21 protein-coding genes are annotated in these 20838 nt (G+C 70.2%); 12 read left to right on the top strand and 9 right to left on the bottom strand.

Going from position 1 to position 20838, the window contains the following annotated elements:
• The first annotated feature begins 16 nt into the window (after positions 1 to 16).
• Entirely contained in the window at positions 17 to 544 is a 528-nt protein-coding gene (locus Q7X29_RS02010) for a hypothetical protein (RefSeq protein ID WP_316573122.1), read from the top strand.
• On the opposite strand, the gene Q7X29_RS02005 is transcribed toward Q7X29_RS02010, so the two are convergent.
• The 3 genes from Q7X29_RS02005 to serS form a co-directional block, all read right to left on the bottom strand.
• Complete coding sequence (locus Q7X29_RS02005; protein ID WP_316573240.1) at positions 545 to 2008, bottom strand: MFS transporter; 1464 nt, start codon at positions 2006 to 2008, stop codon at positions 545 to 547.
• Positions 2009 to 2108: 100 nt separating this feature from the next.
• Positions 2109 to 3941: a putative bifunctional diguanylate cyclase/phosphodiesterase gene (locus Q7X29_RS02000; RefSeq protein ID WP_308248421.1), complete on the bottom strand. Its 1833-nt coding sequence runs from the start codon at positions 3939 to 3941 to the stop codon at positions 2109 to 2111.
• Positions 3942 to 4019: 78 nt separating this feature from the next.
• Complete coding sequence (gene serS, locus Q7X29_RS01995; protein ID WP_218717461.1) at positions 4020 to 5276, bottom strand: serine--tRNA ligase; 1257 nt, start codon at positions 5274 to 5276, stop codon at positions 4020 to 4022.
• A gap of 80 nt (positions 5277 to 5356) precedes the next feature.
• Between serS and Q7X29_RS01990 the strand changes: the two genes are divergently transcribed.
• The 6 genes from Q7X29_RS01990 to Q7X29_RS01965 all read left to right on the top strand — a co-directional run bounded on the left by Q7X29_RS01990 (position 5357) and on the right by Q7X29_RS01965 (position 11161).
• A complete protein-coding gene (locus Q7X29_RS01990) occupies positions 5357 to 7054 on the top strand; it encodes an aldehyde dehydrogenase family protein (protein WP_218717460.1) in 1698 nt (565 codons plus the stop codon).
• Between the two features lie 246 nt (positions 7055 to 7300).
• A complete protein-coding gene (locus Q7X29_RS01985; RefSeq protein WP_218717459.1) occupies positions 7301 to 8374 on the top strand; it encodes a septum formation family protein in 1074 nt (357 codons plus the stop codon).
• Between the two features lie 14 nt (positions 8375 to 8388).
• Positions 8389 to 8727, top strand: a complete 339-nt coding sequence (locus Q7X29_RS01980) for a metallopeptidase family protein (protein WP_255587430.1) — start codon at positions 8389 to 8391, stop codon at positions 8725 to 8727.
• 109 nt (positions 8728 to 8836) lie between these two features.
• Positions 8837 to 9148: a PE family protein gene (locus tag Q7X29_RS01975; protein ID WP_218717458.1), complete on the top strand. Its 312-nt coding sequence runs from the start codon at positions 8837 to 8839 to the stop codon at positions 9146 to 9148.
• A gap of 46 nt (positions 9149 to 9194) precedes the next feature.
• Positions 9195 to 10328, top strand: coding sequence for a PPE family protein (locus Q7X29_RS01970; protein ID WP_218717457.1), 1134 nt, complete (start codon positions 9195 to 9197; stop codon positions 10326 to 10328).
• Positions 10329 to 10372: 44 nt separating this feature from the next.
• Positions 10373 to 11161, top strand: a complete 789-nt coding sequence (locus Q7X29_RS01965) for an ESX secretion-associated protein EspG (protein WP_316573121.1) — start codon at positions 10373 to 10375, stop codon at positions 11159 to 11161.
• Here Q7X29_RS01965 and Q7X29_RS01960 read toward each other — a convergent pair whose 3' ends face one another.
• The 3 genes from Q7X29_RS01960 to Q7X29_RS01950 are packed head-to-tail and all read right to left on the bottom strand — an operon-like array spanning position 11162 to position 13214.
• Positions 11162 to 11830, bottom strand: a complete 669-nt coding sequence (locus Q7X29_RS01960) for a histidine phosphatase family protein (protein WP_218717455.1) — start codon at positions 11828 to 11830, stop codon at positions 11162 to 11164.
• A complete protein-coding gene (pheA, locus tag Q7X29_RS01955; protein WP_316573120.1) occupies positions 11827 to 12741 on the bottom strand; it encodes a prephenate dehydratase in 915 nt (304 codons plus the stop codon). The genes Q7X29_RS01960 and pheA overlap by 4 nt, the downstream gene beginning before the upstream one ends.
• Before the next feature lie 41 nt (positions 12742 to 12782).
• A complete protein-coding gene (locus tag Q7X29_RS01950) occupies positions 12783 to 13214 on the bottom strand; it encodes a hypothetical protein (RefSeq protein WP_316573119.1) in 432 nt (143 codons plus the stop codon).
• Positions 13215 to 13325: 111 nt separating this feature from the next.
• Between Q7X29_RS01950 and Q7X29_RS01945 the strand changes: the two genes are divergently transcribed.
• From Q7X29_RS01945 to Q7X29_RS01925, 5 genes are all read left to right on the top strand, one after another.
• The gene (locus tag Q7X29_RS01945; RefSeq protein WP_316573118.1) at positions 13326 to 14087 is read left to right on the top strand and encodes a DUF2470 domain-containing protein; all 762 of its coding nucleotides are present in this window, start codon (positions 13326 to 13328) and stop codon (positions 14085 to 14087) included.
• 54 nt (positions 14088 to 14141) lie between these two features.
• On the top strand, positions 14142 to 14918 hold the full coding sequence (locus Q7X29_RS01940; protein WP_316573117.1) for a CPBP family intramembrane glutamic endopeptidase: 777 nt from the start codon (positions 14142 to 14144) through the stop codon (positions 14916 to 14918).
• Positions 14919 to 15050: 132 nt separating this feature from the next.
• The gene (locus tag Q7X29_RS01935) at positions 15051 to 16499 is read left to right on the top strand and encodes an LCP family protein (RefSeq protein ID WP_316573239.1); all 1449 of its coding nucleotides are present in this window, start codon (positions 15051 to 15053) and stop codon (positions 16497 to 16499) included.
• 9 nt (positions 16500 to 16508) lie between these two features.
• Entirely contained in the window at positions 16509 to 17048 is a 540-nt protein-coding gene (locus tag Q7X29_RS01930; RefSeq protein ID WP_316573116.1) for a ferritin, read from the top strand.
• Positions 17049 to 17132: 84 nt separating this feature from the next.
• Positions 17133 to 17681, top strand: coding sequence for a ferritin (locus Q7X29_RS01925; protein ID WP_218716135.1), 549 nt, complete (start codon positions 17133 to 17135; stop codon positions 17679 to 17681).
• 249 nt (positions 17682 to 17930) lie between these two features.
• Here Q7X29_RS01925 and Q7X29_RS01920 read toward each other — a convergent pair whose 3' ends face one another.
• The 3 genes from Q7X29_RS01920 to Q7X29_RS01910 all read right to left on the bottom strand — a co-directional run bounded on the left by Q7X29_RS01920 (position 17931) and on the right by Q7X29_RS01910 (position 20783).
• The gene (locus Q7X29_RS01920) at positions 17931 to 18851 is read right to left on the bottom strand and encodes a DUF5926 family protein (RefSeq protein WP_218716134.1); all 921 of its coding nucleotides are present in this window, start codon (positions 18849 to 18851) and stop codon (positions 17931 to 17933) included.
• A 217-nt stretch (positions 18852 to 19068) separates the two neighbouring features.
• Positions 19069 to 19836, bottom strand: a complete 768-nt coding sequence (locus Q7X29_RS01915; protein WP_316573115.1) for a glycerophosphodiester phosphodiesterase — start codon at positions 19834 to 19836, stop codon at positions 19069 to 19071.
• Positions 19833 to 20783: a DUF4328 domain-containing protein gene (locus tag Q7X29_RS01910; protein ID WP_308248333.1), complete on the bottom strand. Its 951-nt coding sequence runs from the start codon at positions 20781 to 20783 to the stop codon at positions 19833 to 19835. The genes Q7X29_RS01915 and Q7X29_RS01910 overlap by 4 nt, the downstream gene beginning before the upstream one ends.
• Positions 20784 to 20838: the final 55 nt, after the last annotated feature.

Below are 20838 nucleotides of genomic sequence, written 5' to 3'. Positions count from 1 at the left end.
GTCAGGGGAGGCCACGATGTCAGAGGTCGCGGTGGTGTCGCATCCGGTGATCGAGGTGGTGCTGCGACGGCACCGGGCGGCGCTCGGCGCGGACGAGACGACCTATCGCCATCATGTCTATCGCTGCGCCAACTATCACTGCGCGCTGCTCGGCGGCGTCCTGCCCGACGCGGCGGCCCTCGCCTGGGCGGTGCACGACCTCGGGATCTGGACTGCGGGCACGTTCGACTATCTCGCGCCGTCGGCGGCGCTCGTCGACGGTTTCGCCGCCGAGCTCGGGATCGCGGAACCCGACCTGGCGCGCACGATGGTGCTCGACCATCACGGGGTGCGGCCGCGCACCGACCCACTGGTGGAGACGTTCCGGATCGCCGATCGGGTCGATGTCAGCCACGGTCTGCTGCGGGGCGGGCTCGACGCGGCGTTCGTCCGCGCCGTGGTCGAGCGATACCCCTACCGCGGGTTCCACAAGTTTCTGGTGCGCAGCGCGTTGCGGCACGGCGTGCGGCATCCGGCGCGACCGCTGCCGATGCTGCGGTGGTGACTAGTCCTCGGCGCGCGGCGGCAACCAGCTCGGGGTGAGCAGGGCGGTCACCAGCAGCACCGTGCCGAGCAGGGCGATCGTGGTCGACATCGACAGCCACTGGGTGGCGGCCGCGACGAAGCCGAACACCAACAACGCCACGATCTCCGAGAGCAGCCCGGAGAACGACAGTACGGTCGCGCGAGCCGGGCCGGCGATGGCCGCCTGCAACCGCGCCCCCGCCACCACCTCGATGGCGAAGTCCACTCCATAGGCGACGCCGATCCCGACGAACCCCGCCCACAACAGCACCGGCCCCACCGTGAGCGCGGCACCCACCGCCAGCGATCCCGCGATGAAGAGCAGGCCCGCGACGAACAGCGCCACGGCGAGCCAGCGCGCCGGGACCAGCTCGGTCCGGCCGGCCAGCAATGATCCGGCGAGCGACCCCACCACCGTCACGCCGACCAGCAGCGCGGACGCACTGGTCGACGCGCCGCCGGACACGGCGAGCAGACCGAAGTATTCGTCGAAGGCGGTGACGCCGTACAGCAGGGCGCCCAGCAGCACACCTCGCCGGACCCGGCGAACCCGGAACGCCTCGGCGGTGCCGGTGCGCAGCATGGTCAGGTACCGCGCGGGGGCCTTATCCGGAACCGTGGTGTCCGGGAGGGGGTCGTCCGGCGCGACCCGGTGGTCGGCGGGACCGTCGGTCTCGGTGCGGGCCGCCGAGTCCTCGGTGCGGGGCGGCGCATCCTCGGTGCGGGCCACCGCTTTACCGATGCGAACCGCTTCCCCGGGGGAGGCCGAGTGTGGGTGTGCGGGGGCCGCACCCGGGACCTGGTGCGGGCCGGGGGCCGGGGGTTCGTCGTCGAGGTCGTCGACGGCGGCCGCGGAGATGGCGACCGGCGCGCTCGGCAATGCCACCGCGGTCAGGGTGTGCAGCAGGGCGATGGCCACGCTGACCCAGCCGACCAGGGGATAGCCACCGAGGGTGAAGAGCGGGGCGGCCACCAGGATCGCCACCAGCACCGTGGTCTCCTGGGCGCCACGCGCCCAGCCGATGATCGAGGCATAGGCCGACGGTTCGCCGCGGGCGACGAGATCGTCGTAGATCAGCGCCTCGAACGTGCCCGATTCCAGCGACGACGCGACGCCCCAGATCACGAATCCCAGTGCGAAACCGAGAAACGACGGGGCCAGCATCCACAGCGCGAAACAGGCCGCCTGCAGCAGACAGCTCAGGACCAGCAGCGCCCGGCGCGAGACGGTGTCGGCCCACGCGCCCGACGGCACCTCCAGCACGAACGCGGTGACCGACCAGAGGGCGAGCAACAGCGAGATCTGCGCGGTGCTCAGGCCGTGATCGGCGAACAGCACACCGTAGAGCGCATAGATCGGCAGCAGATCGCGCGTGCCCTTGAACAGGACCGCCCGAACCGCGACACCACGCACGCCGACCGGTTCACTGGTCAAACGCGCCACCACCGCCGCGACGCGCCGGTAGAGCTCCGAAGATCAACAGCGGTAGATGAGCATTCGCATGCGTCCATGGTTCGCCGCGCGCGGGCGAGGCGTCAAGCGATTAACCGAGGGGAATCCAGCCGCTCGCCGAGAGCGAATCGTCGTCGTCGGTGCTGCCGGGCCGCCCCTGACCGTCGTTGAGGTCGTTGATCAGTTCCGAGACCGGATGCGAGTCGCTGTAGTGGTAGCCCTGGGCCAGCGCGAAGCCGAGCTCGGTGAGCACCGCCGCCTGGTATTCGGTCTCCACGCCCTCGGCGATGACCTGCAGATCCAGCGACTTGCTGAGCGCGGCGATCACGCCGAGCAGGGGCGGCGCCGGGGAATCCGAGCGGATCGCGGCGACGAAGGACTGGTCGACCTTGAGGATGTCGCTGGGGATGGTGGCCAGGCGGCTCAGCGAGGAGTACCCGGTGCCGAAGTCGTCGATGGCGATGCGCACGCCACGGTCGCGCAGGGTGTGCAGATTGGTGATCGCGGTCTGCGATTCGGCGGCCAGCTCGCTCTCGGTGACCTCGAGGACCAGCTGGTCGGCGGGCCAGCCGGTGTCGTTGAGGATGGTCGCGACCCGCTCGGCGTAATCGGGTTCGGCCAGTTCCAGACCGGAGACGTTGACGTTGAGCGTCAGATCCAGCGAGGCGAAGCTCTCCTGCAGGCGGGCGGCGTCGGCGCAGGCGCGGCGCAGCACCAGCTCGTCCAGGTCGGAGATGAGGTCGTATTCCTCGGCCACCCGGATCAGTCCCTCGGTGGTGACCTCCGGCTGGGCGTTGGACGACCAGCGCAGCAGCGCCTCGACGCCGACGGCCTGGCCGCCGTCCTCGGACAGGCTCACGATCGGCTGGTAGTGCACGTCGAGCGCGCCGCGGTCGATCGCCTCGCGCAGCTCCACCGCCAGCGGCAGCTGCCGCGACGACTCGAGCACCGTGCGATTGCGCCCGGCCTGCTTGGCCCGGTACAGGCCGACGTCGGCGCGGCTGATCAGCAGCGAACCGGACTCGCCCGGCTGCCAGGAGGTGACACCGGCCGAACAGCCCATGGTCACCGCGGCGCGCAGCTTCTCGGTGAGCAGGATCGCGGCCTGCTCGGTGGTGCCGGGCAGCAGCAGCGCGAAGACGTCACCGCCGAAGCGGGCCAGCACCTGATCGGGGGCGAGCAGGTCGAGCCAGGTGTCGGCGACCCGCTGCAGCACCGCGTCCCCGGCGCGGTGGCCGAGGTGATCGTTGATCTTCTGGAAGCGGTCCAGGTCGACCAGGACCAGGGCCAGGCCCTGACCGCCGCGACCCGCCGCATCGATGGCGGGGTTGAGCTGCTTCTCGAAACCACGCCGGTTCAGCAGGCCGGTGAGCACATCGATATCGGCGTCGGAGGCCATCCTGGTGAGAATGCCGACGACGACGCCCGCGCCGAAGGTGACACCGGCCGGGATCATGCCCGACCACCACGGCAGCCCACGGTCGGGCAGCACCCACAGGCACAGCGCCATCGCGAAGCCGATGTGCGCGGCGGCCTGCGGCCACGCGAAGAACAGCGCGGCGTCGCAGGCGACGAAGACGTAGAACGAGGCCAGCGTGATGCCGCCGACCAGGTTCGGGAAGGAGTGCACCGCGATCGTCACCAGGACGGTCGCGGTGGCCAGGTAGAGGTGGTGCAGGGAATGCGGCATCCGCGGACCCCACGCCAGCAATGTCAGACCGAGCACCAGCGCGACCGCCGCCGCCGTCCCGACCAGCAGCCGACTACCGTCGTCACCCGGTGCGATGGCAGTGATCGTCAGGCCGAGGACACCACCGAGGACGTAGAACGCCCCCGTTGTCCTGGCCATGACCTTTGCCGTCGCCAACGCCGATGCCGCCCGCACCCGGGTTCGGGTATCGCCGCGCGCCCCGATTCCTCGCACGTGCACCAGCCTAGATGTTGTTCGGTCAGGGCGTTTGCCACATCCACCAAATGGGACTTCAGCAAACAGTGAAGGACTCTACGGTTCGAGCACTTCGGTGCCGACGAAGGGCACCAGCGCCGCGGGCACCCGCACCGAACCGTCGGCCTGCTGGTGGTTCTCCAGGATCGCCACGATCCACCGCGTGGTCGCCAGCGTGCCGTTCAGCGTGGCCGCGACCTGCGCTTTTCCGTTCTCGTCGCGGTAGCGGACCGAGAGCCTGCGGGCCTGGAAGGTGGTGCAGTTCGAGGTCGAGGTGAGCTCGCGGTAGGTCTGCTGGGTGGGCACCCAGGCCTCGCAGTCGAACTTGCGCGCCGCCGAGCTGCCCAGGTCGCCCGCGGCCACATCGATGACCCGGTAGGGCACATCGATCGCGGCCAGCATCTCGCGCTCCCACGCGAGCAGCCGCTGATGCTCGGCATCGGCCTGCTCGGGGGTGGTGTAGACGAACATCTCCACCTTGTCGAACTGGTGCACGCGGATGATGCCCCGCGTGTCCTTGCCGTAGCTGCCCGCCTCGCGGCGGAAACACGACGACCAGCCGGCGTAGCGCTTCGGGCCCTGGCTCAGGTCCAGGATCTCCTCGGCGTGGTAGCCGGCCAGCGGCACCTCCGAGGTGCCGACGAGGTACAGATCGTCGTCGGCCAGGTGGTAGACCTCCGCCGAATGCTGACCGAGGAAGCCGGTACCGGCCATGATCTCGGGGCGCACCAGCACCGGCGGGATCATCATGGTGAAGCCGTTGGCGACGGCCTTCTGCGCGGCCAGCTGCAGCAGACCCAGCTGCAACAGCGCGCCGGCGCCGGTGAGGAAGTAGAACCGCGAGCCCGACACCTTGGCGCCGCGCTCCATGTCGATCAGGCCGAGCGACTCGCCGAGCTCCAGGTGATCCTTCGGCTCGAAGTCGAACTCCGGTGGGGTACCGACGGTTTCGAGAACGATGTAGTCGTCCTCGCCGCCCGCGGGCGCGCCGTCCTGCACCACGTTGGAGATGGCGCGGTGCGCGGCGTCGAGGTCGGCGTCGGCCGCGTTCTGGGCGACCTCGGCTTCCTTGACCTTGGCGGACATGTCGGTCGCGGCGGCCAGCAGCGCGGGGCGCTCGTCCTTGCTCGCCTTGCCGATGACCTTGCCCATCGCCTTGTGCTCGGCCCGCAGGGTGTCGGCGGTGGCCACGGCGGCCCGGCGCGCGGCGTCGGCTTCGAGCAGGGCGTCGACGAGTGCGGGGTCCTCACCGCGGGCCCGCTGCGAGGCTCGGACGGCTTCCGGGTTCTCGCGCAGGAATCGGAGGTCGATCATGAGAAAACAGCCTAGTAGTTTACTCAACTCTTTATCCCGCGGCCTATGCCTTCCGGGCCGAACAGGAGCATAGTTGCGGTGTGAGTACTACTTTCGACACCGCCGTCATCGATAACGCGCTCGCTGATCTCACGCAGGGGGAAAAGACCTGGGCCGCGACCGACCTGCGCCGTCGCCGCGAGCTGCTCGAGGAACTCCATACGCGCACCGCCGCCAACGCCGAGGCCTGGGTCGCGGCGGCCCGCACCATCAAGCAGCTGGCCGCCGACAGCCCGCTCGTCGGCGAGGAGTGGATGTCGGGACCGATGACGATGCTGGCGGGCGCGCAAGCGCTGGCCGAAACGGTCGGCGCGCTCGAGCGTGGGGTGAGCCCGCTCGCCGGTGTCGAGCTCGGCACCGCCCCCGGCGGACGGGTCTCGGTGCCCGCGCTGCCGCACGGTGTCTACGACAAACTGCTGCTCAGCGGCTTCAGCGCCGATGTCTGGCTGCGCCCCGGAGTCGACGCGGCCACCGCACGGCGCAAGGCCGGGCTGGCCCAGCTCGACCCGGCCGCGACCGGCGGTGTCGGCGCGGTGCTCGGCGCGGGCAACATCATGTCGATCGCGCCGCTGGACACCCTCTACGAGCTCTACGCCAACAACCGGGTGGTCGCGCTCAAGCTCAACCCGATCACCGATCCGCTGCTGCCGGTGTTCCAGGCGATCTTCGCGCCGTTCATCGAGCTCGGCGTGGTCCGCATCCTCACCGGTGGCGCGCCCGAGGGCGGCTACCTGGTGACCCATCCGCAGGTCGCGCACGTGCACATGACCGGCGGCGCGCCCACGCACGACGCGATCGTGTGGGGCCCGGGCGAGGCGGGCATCGAGCGCAAGAAGACCGGTGCCCCCGCGCTGGACAAGCCGATCACCAGCGAACTCGGCGGGGTCGCGCCGTGCATCGTCGTGCCGGGCGACTGGTCGGCCGCCGACCTGAAGTTCCAGGCCGAGCACGTGGCGACCCAGCGGCTGCACAACGGCGGCTACAACTGCGTCGCCGCCCAGACCGTGGTCCTCAGCGCCGACTGGCCGCTCAAGGACGCCTTCCTCACCGAACTGCGCACGGCGATCGACAACGCGCCCGCCCGGCCCGCGTACTACCCCGGCAGCGACGGCCGGGTCGAGGGCGCGCTGTCGGCGTACCCCGGTTCGGAGCGGGCCAACGGCCGCGTGCTGGTCGAGAACCTGCCCGCGAGCGACACCCCGCTGCTGCGCACCGAGTACTTCTCCCCCGTCCTCGGGGTGGTCGAGTTGCCCGGCAGCGGCACCGAATTCCTCCGCAACGCGGTCGATTTCGCCAACGACGAGCTGATGGGCACCCTCGGCGCCAACATCATCGCGCACCCGGCATCGATCAAGGAGCTCGGCGGCGCGCTCGACACCGCGATCGAGGATCTGCGCTACGGCACCGTCGCGCTCAACGCCTGGACCGGCCTGGCCTTCCTCACCCCGCGCGCGAGCTGGGGCGCGTTCCCCGGCCACACCCTCGACGACATCCAGAGCGGCATCGGCGTCGTACACAACGCCTTCCTGCTCGACGATGTGGAGCGCACCGTGGTCCGCGGCCCGTTCCGGCCCGCGCCGCGCGCGCTGCTGCACGGCGAATTCACCCTGAGCCCCAAGCCGCCGTGGTTCGTCAGCAACAAGACCGGCACCGGCACCGGTCGCAAGCTCACCGATTTCTACGGCGACGGCAAGAAGACCCGCCTGCCCGGCATCTTCGCCTCCGCCCTGCGCGGCTGAGGTATTGGAGCGCTGGCGCGCTCGAGGTCGCGGCCCTTGGGTCCCGCCGGTCAGGCACCGTTGCTTGCTCCTTCGTCGCCTACGCAACGGCGCCTGACCGGCGGGACGGCCGCGACGGCCGCTGCGCGGCCTGCCCTCCTCGAGGTCGGGCGAGCAGGGCGAGGCGTGGACGGAAGTGCGGTGTCATGAGGTCGCGCGTGCCGGGTGTCGTGGCATGGACCGAATCTCGCTGCCATGATGGATCCGATGTCTGATGAGCAGAGGGAACCAGCCGAGGGATCCGCGTCGCGTGGCCGCGTCCCCAGTTCGCTGCATCTGTCGGCGACCAAACTGCGGTGGGGGCTGCTGATCGGCGCCCTCGGCGCGGTGATCGCGGCGATGGTCACCATGCTGGTCACCGGCTTCGAGAACGACAAGGGGCTCGAGGCGCACCAGCCCGGCTCCGAGCCCGTGGTCCGGGACAAGGAATTCAGCAGCGCGAGCGTGGGCGACTGCCTGAGCTGGACCAAGTCCGATCGCAGCGACCTGGTGAAGGTCAACTGCGAGGACAAGCACCTGTTCGAGGTCGCCGGGGTGATCGACCTCGCCGCCTACCCCGGCCGGGAGTTCGCCGGCGGCACCAGGCACCCCGATTCGCTGCGGATGACCGAGCTCAGGGACGAGCACTGCGTCCCCGCGGTGCAGCGGTATCTGGGCGGGCGCTTCGATCCGCGCGGCCGGTACATGGTCAACGTGATGTCGCCGAGCCCGGCGGGCTGGCAGCACGGCGACCGCACCCTGCGCTGTGGCCTGCAGGTCGCCGCGACCTCGGCCAGCCCGGCCGCGACCGGCTCGGTCGCCGGCCAGGATCAGTCCAAGGTGCACGCCACCGGCACCTGCCTCGGCATCAACCAGAACCTGCCGACCGATCCGGTCGACTGCGCCCAGCCGCATTCGGTCGAGATCGTCGGCACCGTCGACCTGGCGAGCAACTTCACCGGTGGTCCCCCGTCGGAGGCAGATCAGGACAAGTACGTGGAGTCCGAATGCAACCGCCTCTCCACCGACTATCTGGGCAGCCCCGACGCCATCCGGAACAAGACGCTGACCCTGTTCTTCGATTATCTGGAACCGACCAGTTGGCTCGCGGGCAGTCACAAATTGGATTGCTGGCTCGGAAAGGGCGCCGACCGTGAGGGATTCGCGGCGATCGTCGGGTCGGCGCGCGGCGAGATCCTGATCGACGGTCAAGCCCCGGTGCCGCCGCCGAACACCGGGCGCTCCACGCCTGCCCCGCTGCCCGGCGCCGCGCCGCTGCCCCCGCAGCCACAACCACGGTGACCGTGTCGGAACGGATGTCGCCGGAGCGGTTCGAGGAGCTGGTGAGCGACGCGCTCGACCTGATCCCGCCCGAGCTGGCCGAGGCGATCGACAATGTCGTGGTGCTGGTCGAGGCCAGAAACGACGAGGAACCCTCGCTGCTCGGGCTGTATCACGGCATCGCGCTCACCGAGCGCGACAGCTACTACGCGGGTTCGCTGCCGGATACCGTGACCATCTATCGAGAGGCTATTCTCGACATCTGCACTACCGCCGACGAGGTGGTCGAGGAAGTAGCGATCACCGTGATCCATGAAATAGCACACTATTTCGGGATTGACGACGACCGGTTGCATGAGCTGGGATGGGGCTAGCGAAACTGGGTGGGGAATCGATGGAACCGAACGACCCGCTCTCGCGTCCTATCACTCGTAGGGGGAATTCTCGTGGTTCCCGATAGTCGCCACCAGAAGGAGTCGGGTCATGGTCGGACACGTTCTCGTCACACCTGAAATCGTCCTCGCCGCTGCCGCCGAGCTGGATCTGCTCGCCGAGCGCCTCGCCGTGGCCGCCGGCCTCGCCGGGCCAACCACCCATGTGCTCCCGTCCGGCGCCGAAGAGGTGTCGCTGCTCGCGGCCTCGCACTTCAACCGCGCCGCCGCCACCCACGACAGCTCTGTCGCCCAGGGCATCCTCGAGCTGCACCACGCGGCCGCGACCCTGCGCTCGCAGCTGGTCACCAACATCGGCGAGGACATCGCCCAGGGCGCGGCGATCACCGCGATCCAGATCTAGTCGTACCCGATCCGTCGCCGATCATTCATTCAGGGGAGAAACAAGCATGACCGCAGGGATCACCGGGGTCTTCTGGCTGCCGCGCATGGCAGAAGTCAACTCGACCACGCTCAACGCGGGCGCACACGCCGTTCCGATCTCCGCCGCCGCCACCTCGTGGGGCACGCTGGCCGCGGCGTGGGGTGACGCCGCCTTCACCATCACCCGCGTGATCGCCGAGGTCGGCGTCGGCCTGCAGGGTGTCAACGGCCTCGCCGTGCTCGCCAAGCTCGCGCCGTTCGGCGCCTGGGCGGGTCAGCAGGGCATCATGGCCGCGGCCATGGGGGTCAAGGCCACCGCCAACGCCACCGCCTACACCGTGGCCTCGCTCGCGATGCCGAGCCTGCCCGAGATCGCCGCGACCAATACCGCGGTCGCCGCCTCGGCCAACCCGCCCGGCGTCGTGTCCGGCGCGTTCGAGGCGGCCGAGGTCGCCCGTCACGCCATGGACATCCGCGCCGCGCTGGTGATGGAGACCTACGAGGCCGCCACCACGGCCACCGTCACCACGCCCGGCGAGTTCTCCATGCCGCCGACCATCGCCAACGGCGCGGGCACCGCCGCCGAGGGCGACTTCGGCGGCGACCCGCTCAGCACCGCGGTCGCCGCGGCGCAGGCCTTCGTCACCAACCCCGGCGTCGTCAGCGCCGCCACCCAGGCGGCCAATGTCGCCGGTGGCGTCGTCACCAGCGGCGTCAGCACGGCGGGCAACATCGGCGCCTCGGCGATCTCGGCCGCCACCTCCGCGGCGACCGTGCCCGCGACGACCGCCGCGGCACCCGCCATGGCGAGCCTCGGCGCCGTCGGCGCCGCGGCCGGTGTGGCCACCACGTCGGCCGGTCTCGGCAACGTCTCGCTCAGCAACGGTCAGCTGAAGCTGCCCGAGGGCTGGGGTGCTCCGGCGGCCAACGCGCCCGCCGCCGCCCCCGCGGTCACCGAGTCGGTCGTCACCCGTGCGGAGGGCGCACCGGTGCGCAACGCGAACACCGCCGGCAACCCGCTGCTGGGCAACCGCGCCAACGGCGAGGACGACGACGAGCACAACGGCGTCGACTACGGCCGCTCGGACGAGGCGTTCACCGACGGCCGGTACACGGCCGAAGGTGTGATCGGCGGCGACCTCGCCGGATCGGCCAAGTGACGGTGCTCGGGGGGAGTAGCGGGGGATCGTTGCTGGAGGCCGTCGTGCTATCGCTCGACGACATGCAGTTCCTCTTGGAGAAGCTGCAATTCGACGAGATGCCCGTGGTGCTCGACGCCATGGGCCGCTACGACAACATCTCGACGCACGACGCCGCCATGAAGGCGGCCGAAGCCGCTCTCACCGAGCGTGAACTGCTGTTCGGTGACGTGGTCCAGACCGAGCTGGCGGAGCGCCTGCGGGTGCTCTACCGGCCGCAGTGGATCATCGCGCTGCGCTGGGTGGTCCAGGGCCACGTCAACCGGTTCTGCCTCGCGCAGGGCGACGACCGCGCGGTCGTCGCCCTGCGCGGGCCGGAGTCCTATGTCATCGACGACGCGGGCTTGGACCTGCCCGGCGCGGTCCTGCAGGCGCTGGGCAAGTCCGAACCGCTCGAGCTGTACGGAATGAACGCGCCCACCGAGGAACTCGCGCCGATCTTCGGCGATACCGGTGACGTCGCGGCCACCACGGAGCGGCTGAGCAAGATCGGCAAGCCCGCCACCGACGCCCAGACCCTGGCCTCGGCGCTGGTGGAGATCCACTCCTACGCCGAGATCATCGGCGTCGCCTACGGTGACGGCACGCGCGACATCCAGGACAACCACATCGCCGTGTTCAACACCCGCGCTGGCAGATTCATCATCACCGCCAGCGTGGCCGACGACGGCGTGAAGTGGTCGTCGATCGCCACGGGTACCAACGCGCGCCTGCGCACGGCGGTGGCCGATCTCATCGAGTCGCTGCCGATCCGCACCGAGTTCCCGACCGCGACGGCCGACAACCCGGCCTGATCAGCCCATCGGGTCGTCGGCTGTGGGCTCGGCCTCGAGCGCGAACGGTGGCGTGAACCTGCCCCAGCGCAGGCACTCCCAGCCGCCGTTCGCGGTGGGGAGCAGTTCGATGGTCTCGGTGTTGTCGAGGTGGTTGTTCGTCGTGAACGGCGGCGCCACCCCGGCCAGCGTCATCGCGACCAGGCGCATGGCGGCGCCGTGGTTCACCACGATCACGTCGCCGTCGGCGTCCTCGGTCAGGAACTCCTCGCGGAGTCCGGTGAGGATCGGCACGATCCGGTCGATCACCTCACGACCGGATTCGCCGCCGGGTGCCCTGGTGTCGAGATCGCCCCGGTGCCAGCCCCGGTAGATCTCCTGGAAGAACTCGTGCGCCGCCTGATCCGAGCGGCCGTGCAACTCGCCGACCTGCACCTCGTAGAGCCCGTCGAGGACGTGCGCGGGCGCACCGGTGGCCGCCTCGATGTAGCTCGCCGTCTGCCGGGCCCGCAGCGCCTCCGACGACACCAGCACCTGCGGCGCCCGTTCCAAACCGGCGCCGAAGGCTTTCGCCTGGGCCACACCACGTTCGGTGAGCGGGAGACCGGGCACCTGGGTGTCCAGGATCTTCGCGACGTTGCCCTCGGTCTCGCCGTGCCGCACCAGCACCAGCTTCGCGGGTGTACTCATAGGTCAGCGACCCCCTTTCGCAATTGCGTCAACCATTCTGCGGCAGGTTCGTCCGACGGGGGCGGTGTTCCGACTGCCGCGTACGCGGGCCACGAGCCGAGATACCGGACCCGCGCCGTGCGATGCAGTGCCTTCAAGGTCTCCGCGACCGCCGGATCGTCGATATGGCCGACGCAGTCGAGGTAGAAGCGGTAGGTGCCCATCGCGGTCCGGGTGGGTCGCGACTCGATGCGGGTCAGATCGACACCGCGGGTGGCGAATTCGGCGAACGCGCGCATGAGCGAGCCGGGTTCGTTCGGGAGTTCGAGCACGATGGACGTGCGATCGGCGCCGGTGGCGTGCGGGGCGACCCCGGGTTGGGTCACCAGGACGAAGCGGGTGATCGCCTGTTCGTGGTCGGCGACCCCGGCGGCCAGCGTGGCCAATCCGAGCCGCTCCCCCGCCAGCGCCGTCGACACCGCGGCGTCGGCGACGCCCGCCGCGACGTCCTCGGCCGCCGCCGCGTTGGAGGCCGAGGTGAACGGTTGCGCCTCGGGCATGTTCCGGGCCACCCACTGCCTGACCTGCGCGCCCGCCACCGGGTAGGCGGCCAGCGTGCGCACCTGCGCGAGCGTGGTGCCGGGCCGGGCGAGGATCGTGAAACTCACCTCGAGCTCGGTCTCGGCGACGATCTGCAGCCGCGGTCCGAGGGCGAGGGAATCCAGTGTCGCCGGGATCGACCCTTCGACGGAGCTCTCGATCGGCACGACCGCGCCGTCGACGTCACCGGAGCGGATCAGATCCAGCGCCGCGCCCTGACTCGGCGCGGCGACTCGCTCGACGGGACTGTCGAAGGCCCCCGAGTTCTCGAACTTCGCCAGAGCCATCTCGGTGAACGTCCCGGACGGTCCGAAATACGCAATACGCGGCACACAGAAAGATTAGCTGGATCGTTGTCCGAAGTCGGCCCCGCTCAGGAATCCAGCACCCGGAGCGCGTCCCGGATCGCCTGCTCATCGTCGGTTTCGATGGCCAGCAGAACAGTACGGGTGGCTTCGATGGCCGGGGGCTTGAGCGCGGTCAGGAAATCCAGGTCGGGGGTGCTGAGGGCGGTCGGGATGTCCTCACCGCAGAGGGCCGCGACGGTGCCCGCGACGATGGCGACCGCACGGGGCGCGCTGGCGGTGCGGGCGACGAAACCGTGGTCGGCGTGCGCGATCCGGACCAGGAAGGCGGCCAGTTCGGCGTCGGGGACGTCGATGTCGACGACCTCGGCGGTGGCCGGCGCGCTGCCCAGCGGGCGGACCAGGCCCGCCACCAGACTGCGGCGGGCGGGGGTCGAGAGCGTGACCAGCACGGGTTCGGCGGAGGTCGGTTGGTCGTCGCCGTGGTCGTCGTGCGTCATCAGACCACCGTAGAGCCGATTCGTTCGGCGATTCGCCGGGGTGTCCCCTTGCGCGAAGTCGCGCGGTAACTTAGCTTAGGTTTACCTAATCAACAGTTCGCGGAGGTTGTCATGTCGAGCCCCACCACGATCCTCGCGCCGACGACCGCCGAGCGCGTGCGCAGCGCGTGCGCCCACGCGGAGACGGCGATGCTCGCGCTGCCCGGCATCGATCCGGTGCCGACCTCGCTGCATCACCTGCGCCGCTGTGGTGACGCGGTGATCGCGGTGCCCGCCACCTCGCTCGCGGCGGCGCTGGCCGCGACCGCGAACGAGACCTCGGCGGTGCTCGAGCTCACCGATCACGCGCCGCTGCCGCTGCGCGAACCGGTCCGGGCGCTGGTGTGGCTGCGCGGGTGGGTGCGGCAGGTGCCGATGCAGGCCCAGCGCACGCTCGCGGTCGAGATCGCCAAGGAATACCCGCATCCGGGGCTGCTCGACGTCGGACACGGGGTCACGCTGCTGCGCGTGGTGGTGAACTCGGCCGTGCTGGCCGACACCTCCGGCGCGGAATCGGTCGACCACGCCGACCTGCGCGCGGCCAGCGCCGACCCGTTCTGCGAACTGGAGAGCGCCTGGCTACAGCACCTGGCCGAGGACCACGCCGATATCGTCGCCCAGCTCGCGCGCCACCTGCCGACCCGGCTACGCGGCGGCCTGGTGCATCCGCTGGCCATCGACCGCTACGGCCTGACCCTGCGGGTGGAGAGCAACGAGGGCGACCACGACGTGCGCCTGCCCTTCGCCACGCCCGCCGACGACGTCGCCGCGCTGAGCAAGGCGGTGCGCATCCTGGCCGGCTGCCCCTTTCTGAACGGCCTGCGCCGCATCTGAATCCGGTCGCGGCGCGACGCGCCCCGGCCACCGGGGCTGCCTACACTGCGCGACATGCGCGTCGATCCTCCTGACACCACGCTCAGCGAGCGGGAACGGTTCGGTCTCCGAGTCGAGATCACCGTCGTCCTGCTCGTCACCTTCGGGCTGAGCGGGATCAGCGCGGGCCTGGCCCTGCTGGATTCGGCGCTGGCGCCCGGCGGGGTCGGCGGGCGCACGGTGGCGTTGAACGCCTCGCGCTCGGACAACTCGATTCTCGACCTGCTGTTCCAGCTGGTCGGAATCACCCGGCTGCTCGCGTGGGCGGCGCTGGGCCTGTACCTGTTGTGGCGCAGCGGGATCGGACCGCGACTGATCGGGCTGGCCAGGATTCGCCGCACCGATGTGCTGCACGGCCTGATCCTGGCGGCGGTGATCGGCGTGCCCGGACTGGCGCTGTATCTGATCGCGCACGCGCTCGGGGTGAGCGTGACCATCGTGCCGAGTTCGCTGACCGAGCACTGGTGGCGGCTGCCGGTACTGATCCTGTCGGCGTGCGCGAACGCGGTGGCCGAGGAAGTGCTCGTGGTGGCCTACCTGATCACCCGGCTGCGCAAGCTCGGCTGGTCGGAGAACCGGTCACTGGCCGCCTCCGCGCTGCTGCGTGGCAGCTATCACCTGTACCAGGGCCTGGGCGGCGGGCTCGGCAACATCGTGATGGGCGTGATCTTCGGACGCTACTGGCAGCGCACGAATCGGCTGTGGCCGCTGATCCTGGCGCACGCGACGATCGATGCGGTCGCCTACCTGGGCTACACCGTGCTGCGCGGCCGCGTCGGCTGGCTGCCGTGAGCGGCGTGTCACGGCGAGTCTCGCCACATCACCGCGTTTCCCGCTAACGCGGGCACCCGAGCGGGGTATCCAGTAGAGACCGAGCGCGCACAACCCACCCGCGCCCCCGACGATCAGTAGAGTTCGACAGTGATGAACGGCGACGATCCCCGCGATGACCCGCGTAGGCGCCGGGTGCCGCCGCCTCCAGGCCGCCCCGGTGGACCTGCCGTGCCGCCGCCCGCGGGCCGCGGCACTCCGCCGCGGCGACCGCTGCCGCCCGGCGGCCTGCCCCCCGGCGGCGATCCGACGATGCGGCGCGGAAACCCGCAGGCCGGACGCGTGCCCGCGCCCGACGAAGGCCCGACGGTGCGCTACAACCCGGCCCAACGGCGCGAGCGACCCGCCTCGCATATCGAGCCGACCCAGGTCCTGCACCGCGACGGCCGCGGCGATCAGCCGCTCGCCTATTCGCAGCTGCCGCGCGAGCAGGCGAAACCGCGCCAGCACGCGCCGACCCCGCGCCCGATGCCGCAGCGCGAGCAGGTCAGGCACGCGCCGACCCAGCGCCCGGTCCCCCACCACGACGCCGTCCCGCCCCGGCGGCGCACCCCGCCGCCCGCGGATGCCGGCGGACAGGTCCAGCCGCCACGACGACGCCGCAAGCGTCATCCGTTCCGGTGGTTCACGGTGATCGTCGTGCTGCTGATCGCGGGCCTGATCGCCGCGGTGATCCACCTGGACAACTCGCTGACCCGCATCACCGCGCTCGCCTCCTACAGCGACCGGATCGGCGATACGCCCGGCACGAACTGGCTGCTGGTCGGTTCCGACGGCCGCGGCGACCTGTCGACCGAGCAGGAGCAGGAACTGGCGACCGGCGGCGACACCGGCCCGGAACGCACCGACACCATCATGCTGGTGCACATCCCGTCGTCCGGGCCGACCACGATGGTCAGCCTCCCGCGCGACTCCTACGTCAGCATTCCCGGCCACGGCAAGGACAAGCTGAACGCCTCGTTCGCCTTCGGCGGCGCGCCGCTGCTGGTGCAGACGGTGGAGGAGGCCACCGGGGTGCGGATCGACCACTACGCCCAGATCGGCTTCGGCGGCTTCGCCGGCGTCGTCGACGCGCTCGGCGGCATCGAGATCTGCCTGGACGAGCCGATCGTCGACCCGCTGGCCGGGCTCGATCTGCCCGCGGGCTGCCAGGAACTGAGCGGGCCAGAGGCACTGGGCTTCGTGCGCACCAGGGCGACCCCGCGCGCGGACGTCGACCGGATGAACCACCAGCGGATGTTCATGTCGGCGCTGCTGAAGAAGGCGACCAGCATGGGCACCCTCGCCAATCCGTTCGCGCTGTGGCCGATGGCCACCGGGGTGGCCGGCTCGCTGAAAGTCGATGACGGCGACCACATCTGGAACCTGGCCGCGCTGGGCTGGGCGATGCGTGGTGACACCGTCACCACCAGCGTCCCGATCGGCGGATTCGACGACACCGACGTCGGCAACGTGCTGCTGTGGGACAAGTCGAAGGCGAGCGGTTTCTTCGACGCCCTGGCCAAGGATCAACAGATTCCCGAGGACCTGCTGACGCGGTAACGTCGTGGTATGGCCGAGGATCGTTCGTTCACCGAGCTAGTGCGGGACCAGATCCGGCACGGGCTGACCACCGCACAGCAGTATCTGGCCGCCGCCGTGTACTTCGACGCGCAGCGATTACCGCAACTGGCCGCGCAGACCTACGCCCGCTCGGCCGAGAACCGGGGCCACGCGATGCGGATGGTCCAGTATCTGCTCGACCGCGATGTCGCGGTGACGATCGGCGGGCTCGACGAGCTGCGCTCGGAGTTCGATTCGCCGCGCGCCGCGATCGCCTTCCTGCTCGACCGGGAACGGACCGCCACCGCGCAGATCAGCGCGCTGGCCGGCGCCGCTCGTGCGGCGCAGGATTTCCTCGGCGAACAATTCGTGCAGTGGTTCCTGAAAGAACAGGTCGCCGACGTCGCGGAGATGAGCACGCTGCTCACCGTGCTGGACCGGCAGGACAATCTGTTCGACGTGGAGGAATTCATCCGGCGCGAGCTGGCAGGCGTTGTCCCGGTGGACAACACGGCGCCCAGAATGGCGGGCACGGGGCAGCTTCAGTAAGGGAATACTTGGTTAGGAAATACTTCCCTCAATAAGGTTGCACTTGGATGACAACCCACTTTGACCAGGTCTAATGTTGCGGCCATGTCGATTCATCCGGAACCCCCGCGCAGCAAATTCCACAGCCTGCTCCAAGACCAGATCCGGCATGAGTTCAACGCCGAACATCAGTACATCGCCATTGCGGTGTGGTTCGACAACAACGACCTCCCGCAGCTGGCCAAGCGCTTCTACGCCCAGTCCGTCGAAGAACGAAATCACGCGATGATGATCGTGCAGTATTTCCTCGACCGGGACATCAGCGTGGAGATCGCGGGCATCGACGCCGCGAAGTCGAACTTCGAGACCGCACGCGAGCCGATCGAACTGGCCCTGGCCCAGGAGAAGACGGTCACCGACCAGATCATCCGGCTGGCCAGCACGGCCCGCGAAGAGGGCGATTACCTCGGCGAGCAGTTCATGCAGTGGTTCCTGAAGGAACAGGTCGAAGAAGTCGCGCACATGACGACGCTGCTCAATATCGCCGATCGCGCCGGGTCGAACCTGTTCGATCTCGAGGCGTTCATGTGGCGCGAGCTCAGCACCCCGAAGGACACCTCGGGCGCACCGTCCGTCGCCGGCGGCAGCGTCTGACCGGAGCCACCCGGATTCGGCTCGCGAACGCGAGCCGAATCCGTTGTGCGCTTCACCAGCCGGAGCCGGAACCGCCCGAGCCGGTATTGGCCAGAATCGTGCCGATCACCATCTGCGCGAGACCGGCGACCGAACCGAGAAACTCCATTGTTATCCCTTTCCACTGCGCCGATTGGCCGGCGTAGGCGTGAACCTAGCCGACCCGGCATGTGAAAGGGGATTATTTCATTTAGTTCAGGATGGAAGAGTTCAGCGCAGGGTGACCTGACGCGAACGCAGCCCGTCGCGCGAACGACGCTCTTCGCTCGACATCGGGGCATCCGAGGCCAGCGCCTCCGCCAGCCGCGCACCGAATTCCCGTGCGGGCGTTTCCCATTCGGTCGGGTGCCGCTCGGGATCGAGATCGAACACCGGCACCAGCAGACCGTGTGTGCGGAACGAGCCGGCGAAGCGCGAGCCCTCGCCCATGTGCAGCCCGCCGCCGGCGTGCACCCGTGCCAGCGCCAGCATCAGCTTGTCCTCGTCCTCGGGACGCACCCAGCGCACGTGCGCCTTCTCGCCCGCGTCGACCCACCAGGCCGCGCCGACGCCGTCGGCTCCGAGATCCAGCCGCGCCGAGGGCATGATCGCCTGCTTGGCCTGCTCGATCGTCGCCGCCACCTGCGGATCGGGGGTCACGCCCTCGGGCACCCACCAGTCGAAGTCCTGGTGCACGGTGAGCTCGAGGTCGGCGCCCGGATCGATGACGTCGGCCAGGCGCGGACCGCCCTGGACCGCGTCGGCCGAGTTCAGCGACTCGCCCGGCTCGGCGGACTGGGTCCACAGGATCGCCGCGGCGATGTCGGCGTTCGGGTCGGAGCCCTGGTACTGCATCTGCGTGCCGACGAAGCCGACGGGCTCGTCACCGGCGCGCACCAGCGCGGCCACCGCACCGGGCAGCACCGTCGCCAGCGTCACCTCGCGCTGCGCCGCGACACCGGGCGCCAGCTTCAAGGTCGCGGTCGCCGACGGCACGAACTCCCGCAGCGCCACCAGATCACATTCGGCAGCAAGCCCCTCGAACGGCCGCGTCACGGCCGCAGATGCCTGCTCCTGCGCCGCACGCCGCTCGGCGAGACGCTGAGCCCGATTACTGTCGGGCTTCGGACTGTTCCGCTTGCTTTTACCCACGCACGGAGTTTATGGCCGGGCGACTGTGGACCACTTCTCGCCCCACCCAGCCACCACGCCCCGACCCGAGGAGGGGCAGGCCGACGCAGTCGGCCGTCGCGGCCGTCCCGTCGATCAGGTGCCGTTGCGTCCGCGACGAAGGAGCAAGCAACGGCACCTGATCGACGGGACAGGAGGGGCCGCGACCTCGAGCGCGCCAGCGCTCCAACAGCACAGCTCAGACGCCGGCCAGCAGCGACTTCGTGCGGCCGGGATGGTTGGTGGCGACCCAGCTGACGCCCAGGTCGGCGCACAGTGTCACGTCGTCGGGATCGTCGACGGTCCAGCAGTAGGTGGCCCGGCCCGCCGCGGCGGCCTTGTCGACGAGTTCGGGGTGTTCGCGCAGCGTCTTCACCGACGGGCCGACGGCGGTGGCGCCGACGGTGGTCGCCGCGCCGCCGCCGAGGAAGCGCGAGGACTCACCGAGCAGCACGGTCGGCAGCAGCGGCGCGGCGCGGCGGATCCGCCAGACCGCCGTCGCGGCGAACGACATCACCACGGCGCGGGAGTGATCGGCCGAGGCGGGCGTCGCGATGCCGAAGCGCTGCAGTTCGGCGAGCACCTTGTTCTCCACCAGGGCGCCGTAGCGCACGGGGTGCTTGGTCTCGATGAACAGCTTGGTCGGCCTGCTGCGCCAGTCGAGGACCAGACCGATGAGATCGCTGAGGGCGAGCACGCCCGACGGCGCGTCCTCGGTGCCGAAGTTCATGTCGCGCAGCTCGGCCAGGGTCAGCTCGCTGACCAGGCCGGTGGCGTCGGAGGTGCGGTCGACGGTGCGGTCGTGCACGCAGACCAGATGCCCGTCGCGGGTCAGCCGGACGTCGCACTCGACGCCGTCGGCGCCCTCCTCGAGGGCCAGCTCGTACGCGGCGAGAGTGTGCTCGGGGCGCGCAGCGGACGCACCACGGTGCGCGACGACGAATGGCGCCCGATTGCCCTGGCTCACTTGGCCACAACCTCCTCCTGCGCATTCTCGCCTGTTTCGACGGAATCCGCGCGTTCAGTGTCATCCTGCCCGCTCGCGGGGGCGCCGGGCTGCACCGGGGCGATGACGGCCTCGGCCGGGTCGGCGGCCATCACCCAGCGGTGCGCAGAGCGCGGCGCGCCCCGCAGGTCACGGCCTTCGAGCAGCCGCACGGTCCACAGCGTGAGCACCGCGAAACCGGCCGCGCACAGATCGCTGAACGCGGTGAACGAGACGCCGTCGGCCTCGGCCTGCAGTGTCGACGCGTCGCGCCAGAGGGTGGCGCCGACCAGGATCAGGCCGCTGACCACCCAGGCCGCCCACCAGATCCGAACGGCCCGCTGGGCGCGGGGATCGGGTGCGGACCCGAGCAATTCGGTGAGGAAGACGCCGGGCCAGATCAGGTTCACACCGGGCACCAGGCAGCCGAGCACCAGCGCCCAGCGGCGCCGTGGATCGCGCCTGCCCTGCGCGGCGAAGGCGCTCTTGCGCGCCTCGATCAGCCAGGCGATCAGCGCGAGCGCGGTGGCGAGGGCGCACAGCGGCGCGATGACGCCGAACACCCACACCGACATGTCGGAGATCACCAGCAGCCAGTTCGGGATGAGGGTGGTGCGGTTGCGCAGCAGGATGAGATAGCGGCCGTACTCGGCGCAGGCGGCGACCAGGAAGGCCAGCGCCGTCACCACGAGCAGGACATCGCGCGAGGCCGCCAGGCCCCACAGCGGTCGCTCGGCGGCGCGGGCGGGCGCGGGCGGCGCATCGAGCAGGCCCCAGCGCGGGATCTCGGTGTAGCGCGGGGTGGGGCCGACCGGCGCCCGTACGGTGGCGGCCGCGGCCTTGCGCGCGCGATGGTCGGGCCTGCGGGCGATCCAGCGGTAGTTGCGCTGGGCGGCAGGCGCGTCGACCTTGCCCGGCGACAGCAGCACGCCACGGCACCGGGGGCACCAGTGCATCGGCGCGCCCTGCACAGCCCATCGCGCG

Source organism: Nocardia canadensis, from assembly GCF_032656385.1.
Taxonomy (GTDB): domain Bacteria; phylum Actinomycetota; class Actinomycetes; order Mycobacteriales; family Mycobacteriaceae; genus Nocardia; species Nocardia canadensis.
This window is presented reverse-complemented; position numbering and strand designations above follow the sequence as displayed.

What these genes read in the sequence shown, in the direction of transcription:
- Q7X29_RS02010 (WP_316573122.1), top strand. Translation starts at nt 17, where the DNA reads ATGTCAGAGGTCGCGGTGGTGTCGCATCCGGTGATCGAGGTGGTGCTG.
- serS (WP_218717461.1), bottom strand. Translation starts at nt 5,276, where the DNA reads ATGATCGACCTCCGATTCCTGCGCGAGAACCCGGAAGCCGTCCGAGCC.
- Q7X29_RS01985 (WP_218717459.1), top strand. Translation starts at nt 7,301, where the DNA reads ATGTCTGATGAGCAGAGGGAACCAGCCGAGGGATCCGCGTCGCGTGGC.
- Q7X29_RS01980 (WP_255587430.1), top strand. Translation starts at nt 8,389, where the DNA reads ATGTCGCCGGAGCGGTTCGAGGAGCTGGTGAGCGACGCGCTCGACCTG.
- Q7X29_RS01975 (WP_218717458.1), top strand. Translation starts at nt 8,837, where the DNA reads ATGGTCGGACACGTTCTCGTCACACCTGAAATCGTCCTCGCCGCTGCC.
- Q7X29_RS01970 (WP_218717457.1), top strand. Translation starts at nt 9,195, where the DNA reads ATGACCGCAGGGATCACCGGGGTCTTCTGGCTGCCGCGCATGGCAGAA.
- Q7X29_RS01960 (WP_218717455.1), bottom strand. Translation starts at nt 11,830, where the DNA reads ATGAGTACACCCGCGAAGCTGGTGCTGGTGCGGCACGGCGAGACCGAG.
- Q7X29_RS01950 (WP_316573119.1), bottom strand. Translation starts at nt 13,214, where the DNA reads ATGACGCACGACGACCACGGCGACGACCAACCGACCTCCGCCGAACCC.
- Q7X29_RS01945 (WP_316573118.1), top strand. Translation starts at nt 13,326, where the DNA reads ATGTCGAGCCCCACCACGATCCTCGCGCCGACGACCGCCGAGCGCGTG.
- Q7X29_RS01940 (WP_316573117.1), top strand. Translation starts at nt 14,142, where the DNA reads ATGCGCGTCGATCCTCCTGACACCACGCTCAGCGAGCGGGAACGGTTC.
- Q7X29_RS01935 (WP_316573239.1), top strand. Translation starts at nt 15,051, where the DNA reads ATGAACGGCGACGATCCCCGCGATGACCCGCGTAGGCGCCGGGTGCCG.
- Q7X29_RS01930 (WP_316573116.1), top strand. Translation starts at nt 16,509, where the DNA reads ATGGCCGAGGATCGTTCGTTCACCGAGCTAGTGCGGGACCAGATCCGG.
- Q7X29_RS01925 (WP_218716135.1), top strand. Translation starts at nt 17,133, where the DNA reads ATGTCGATTCATCCGGAACCCCCGCGCAGCAAATTCCACAGCCTGCTC.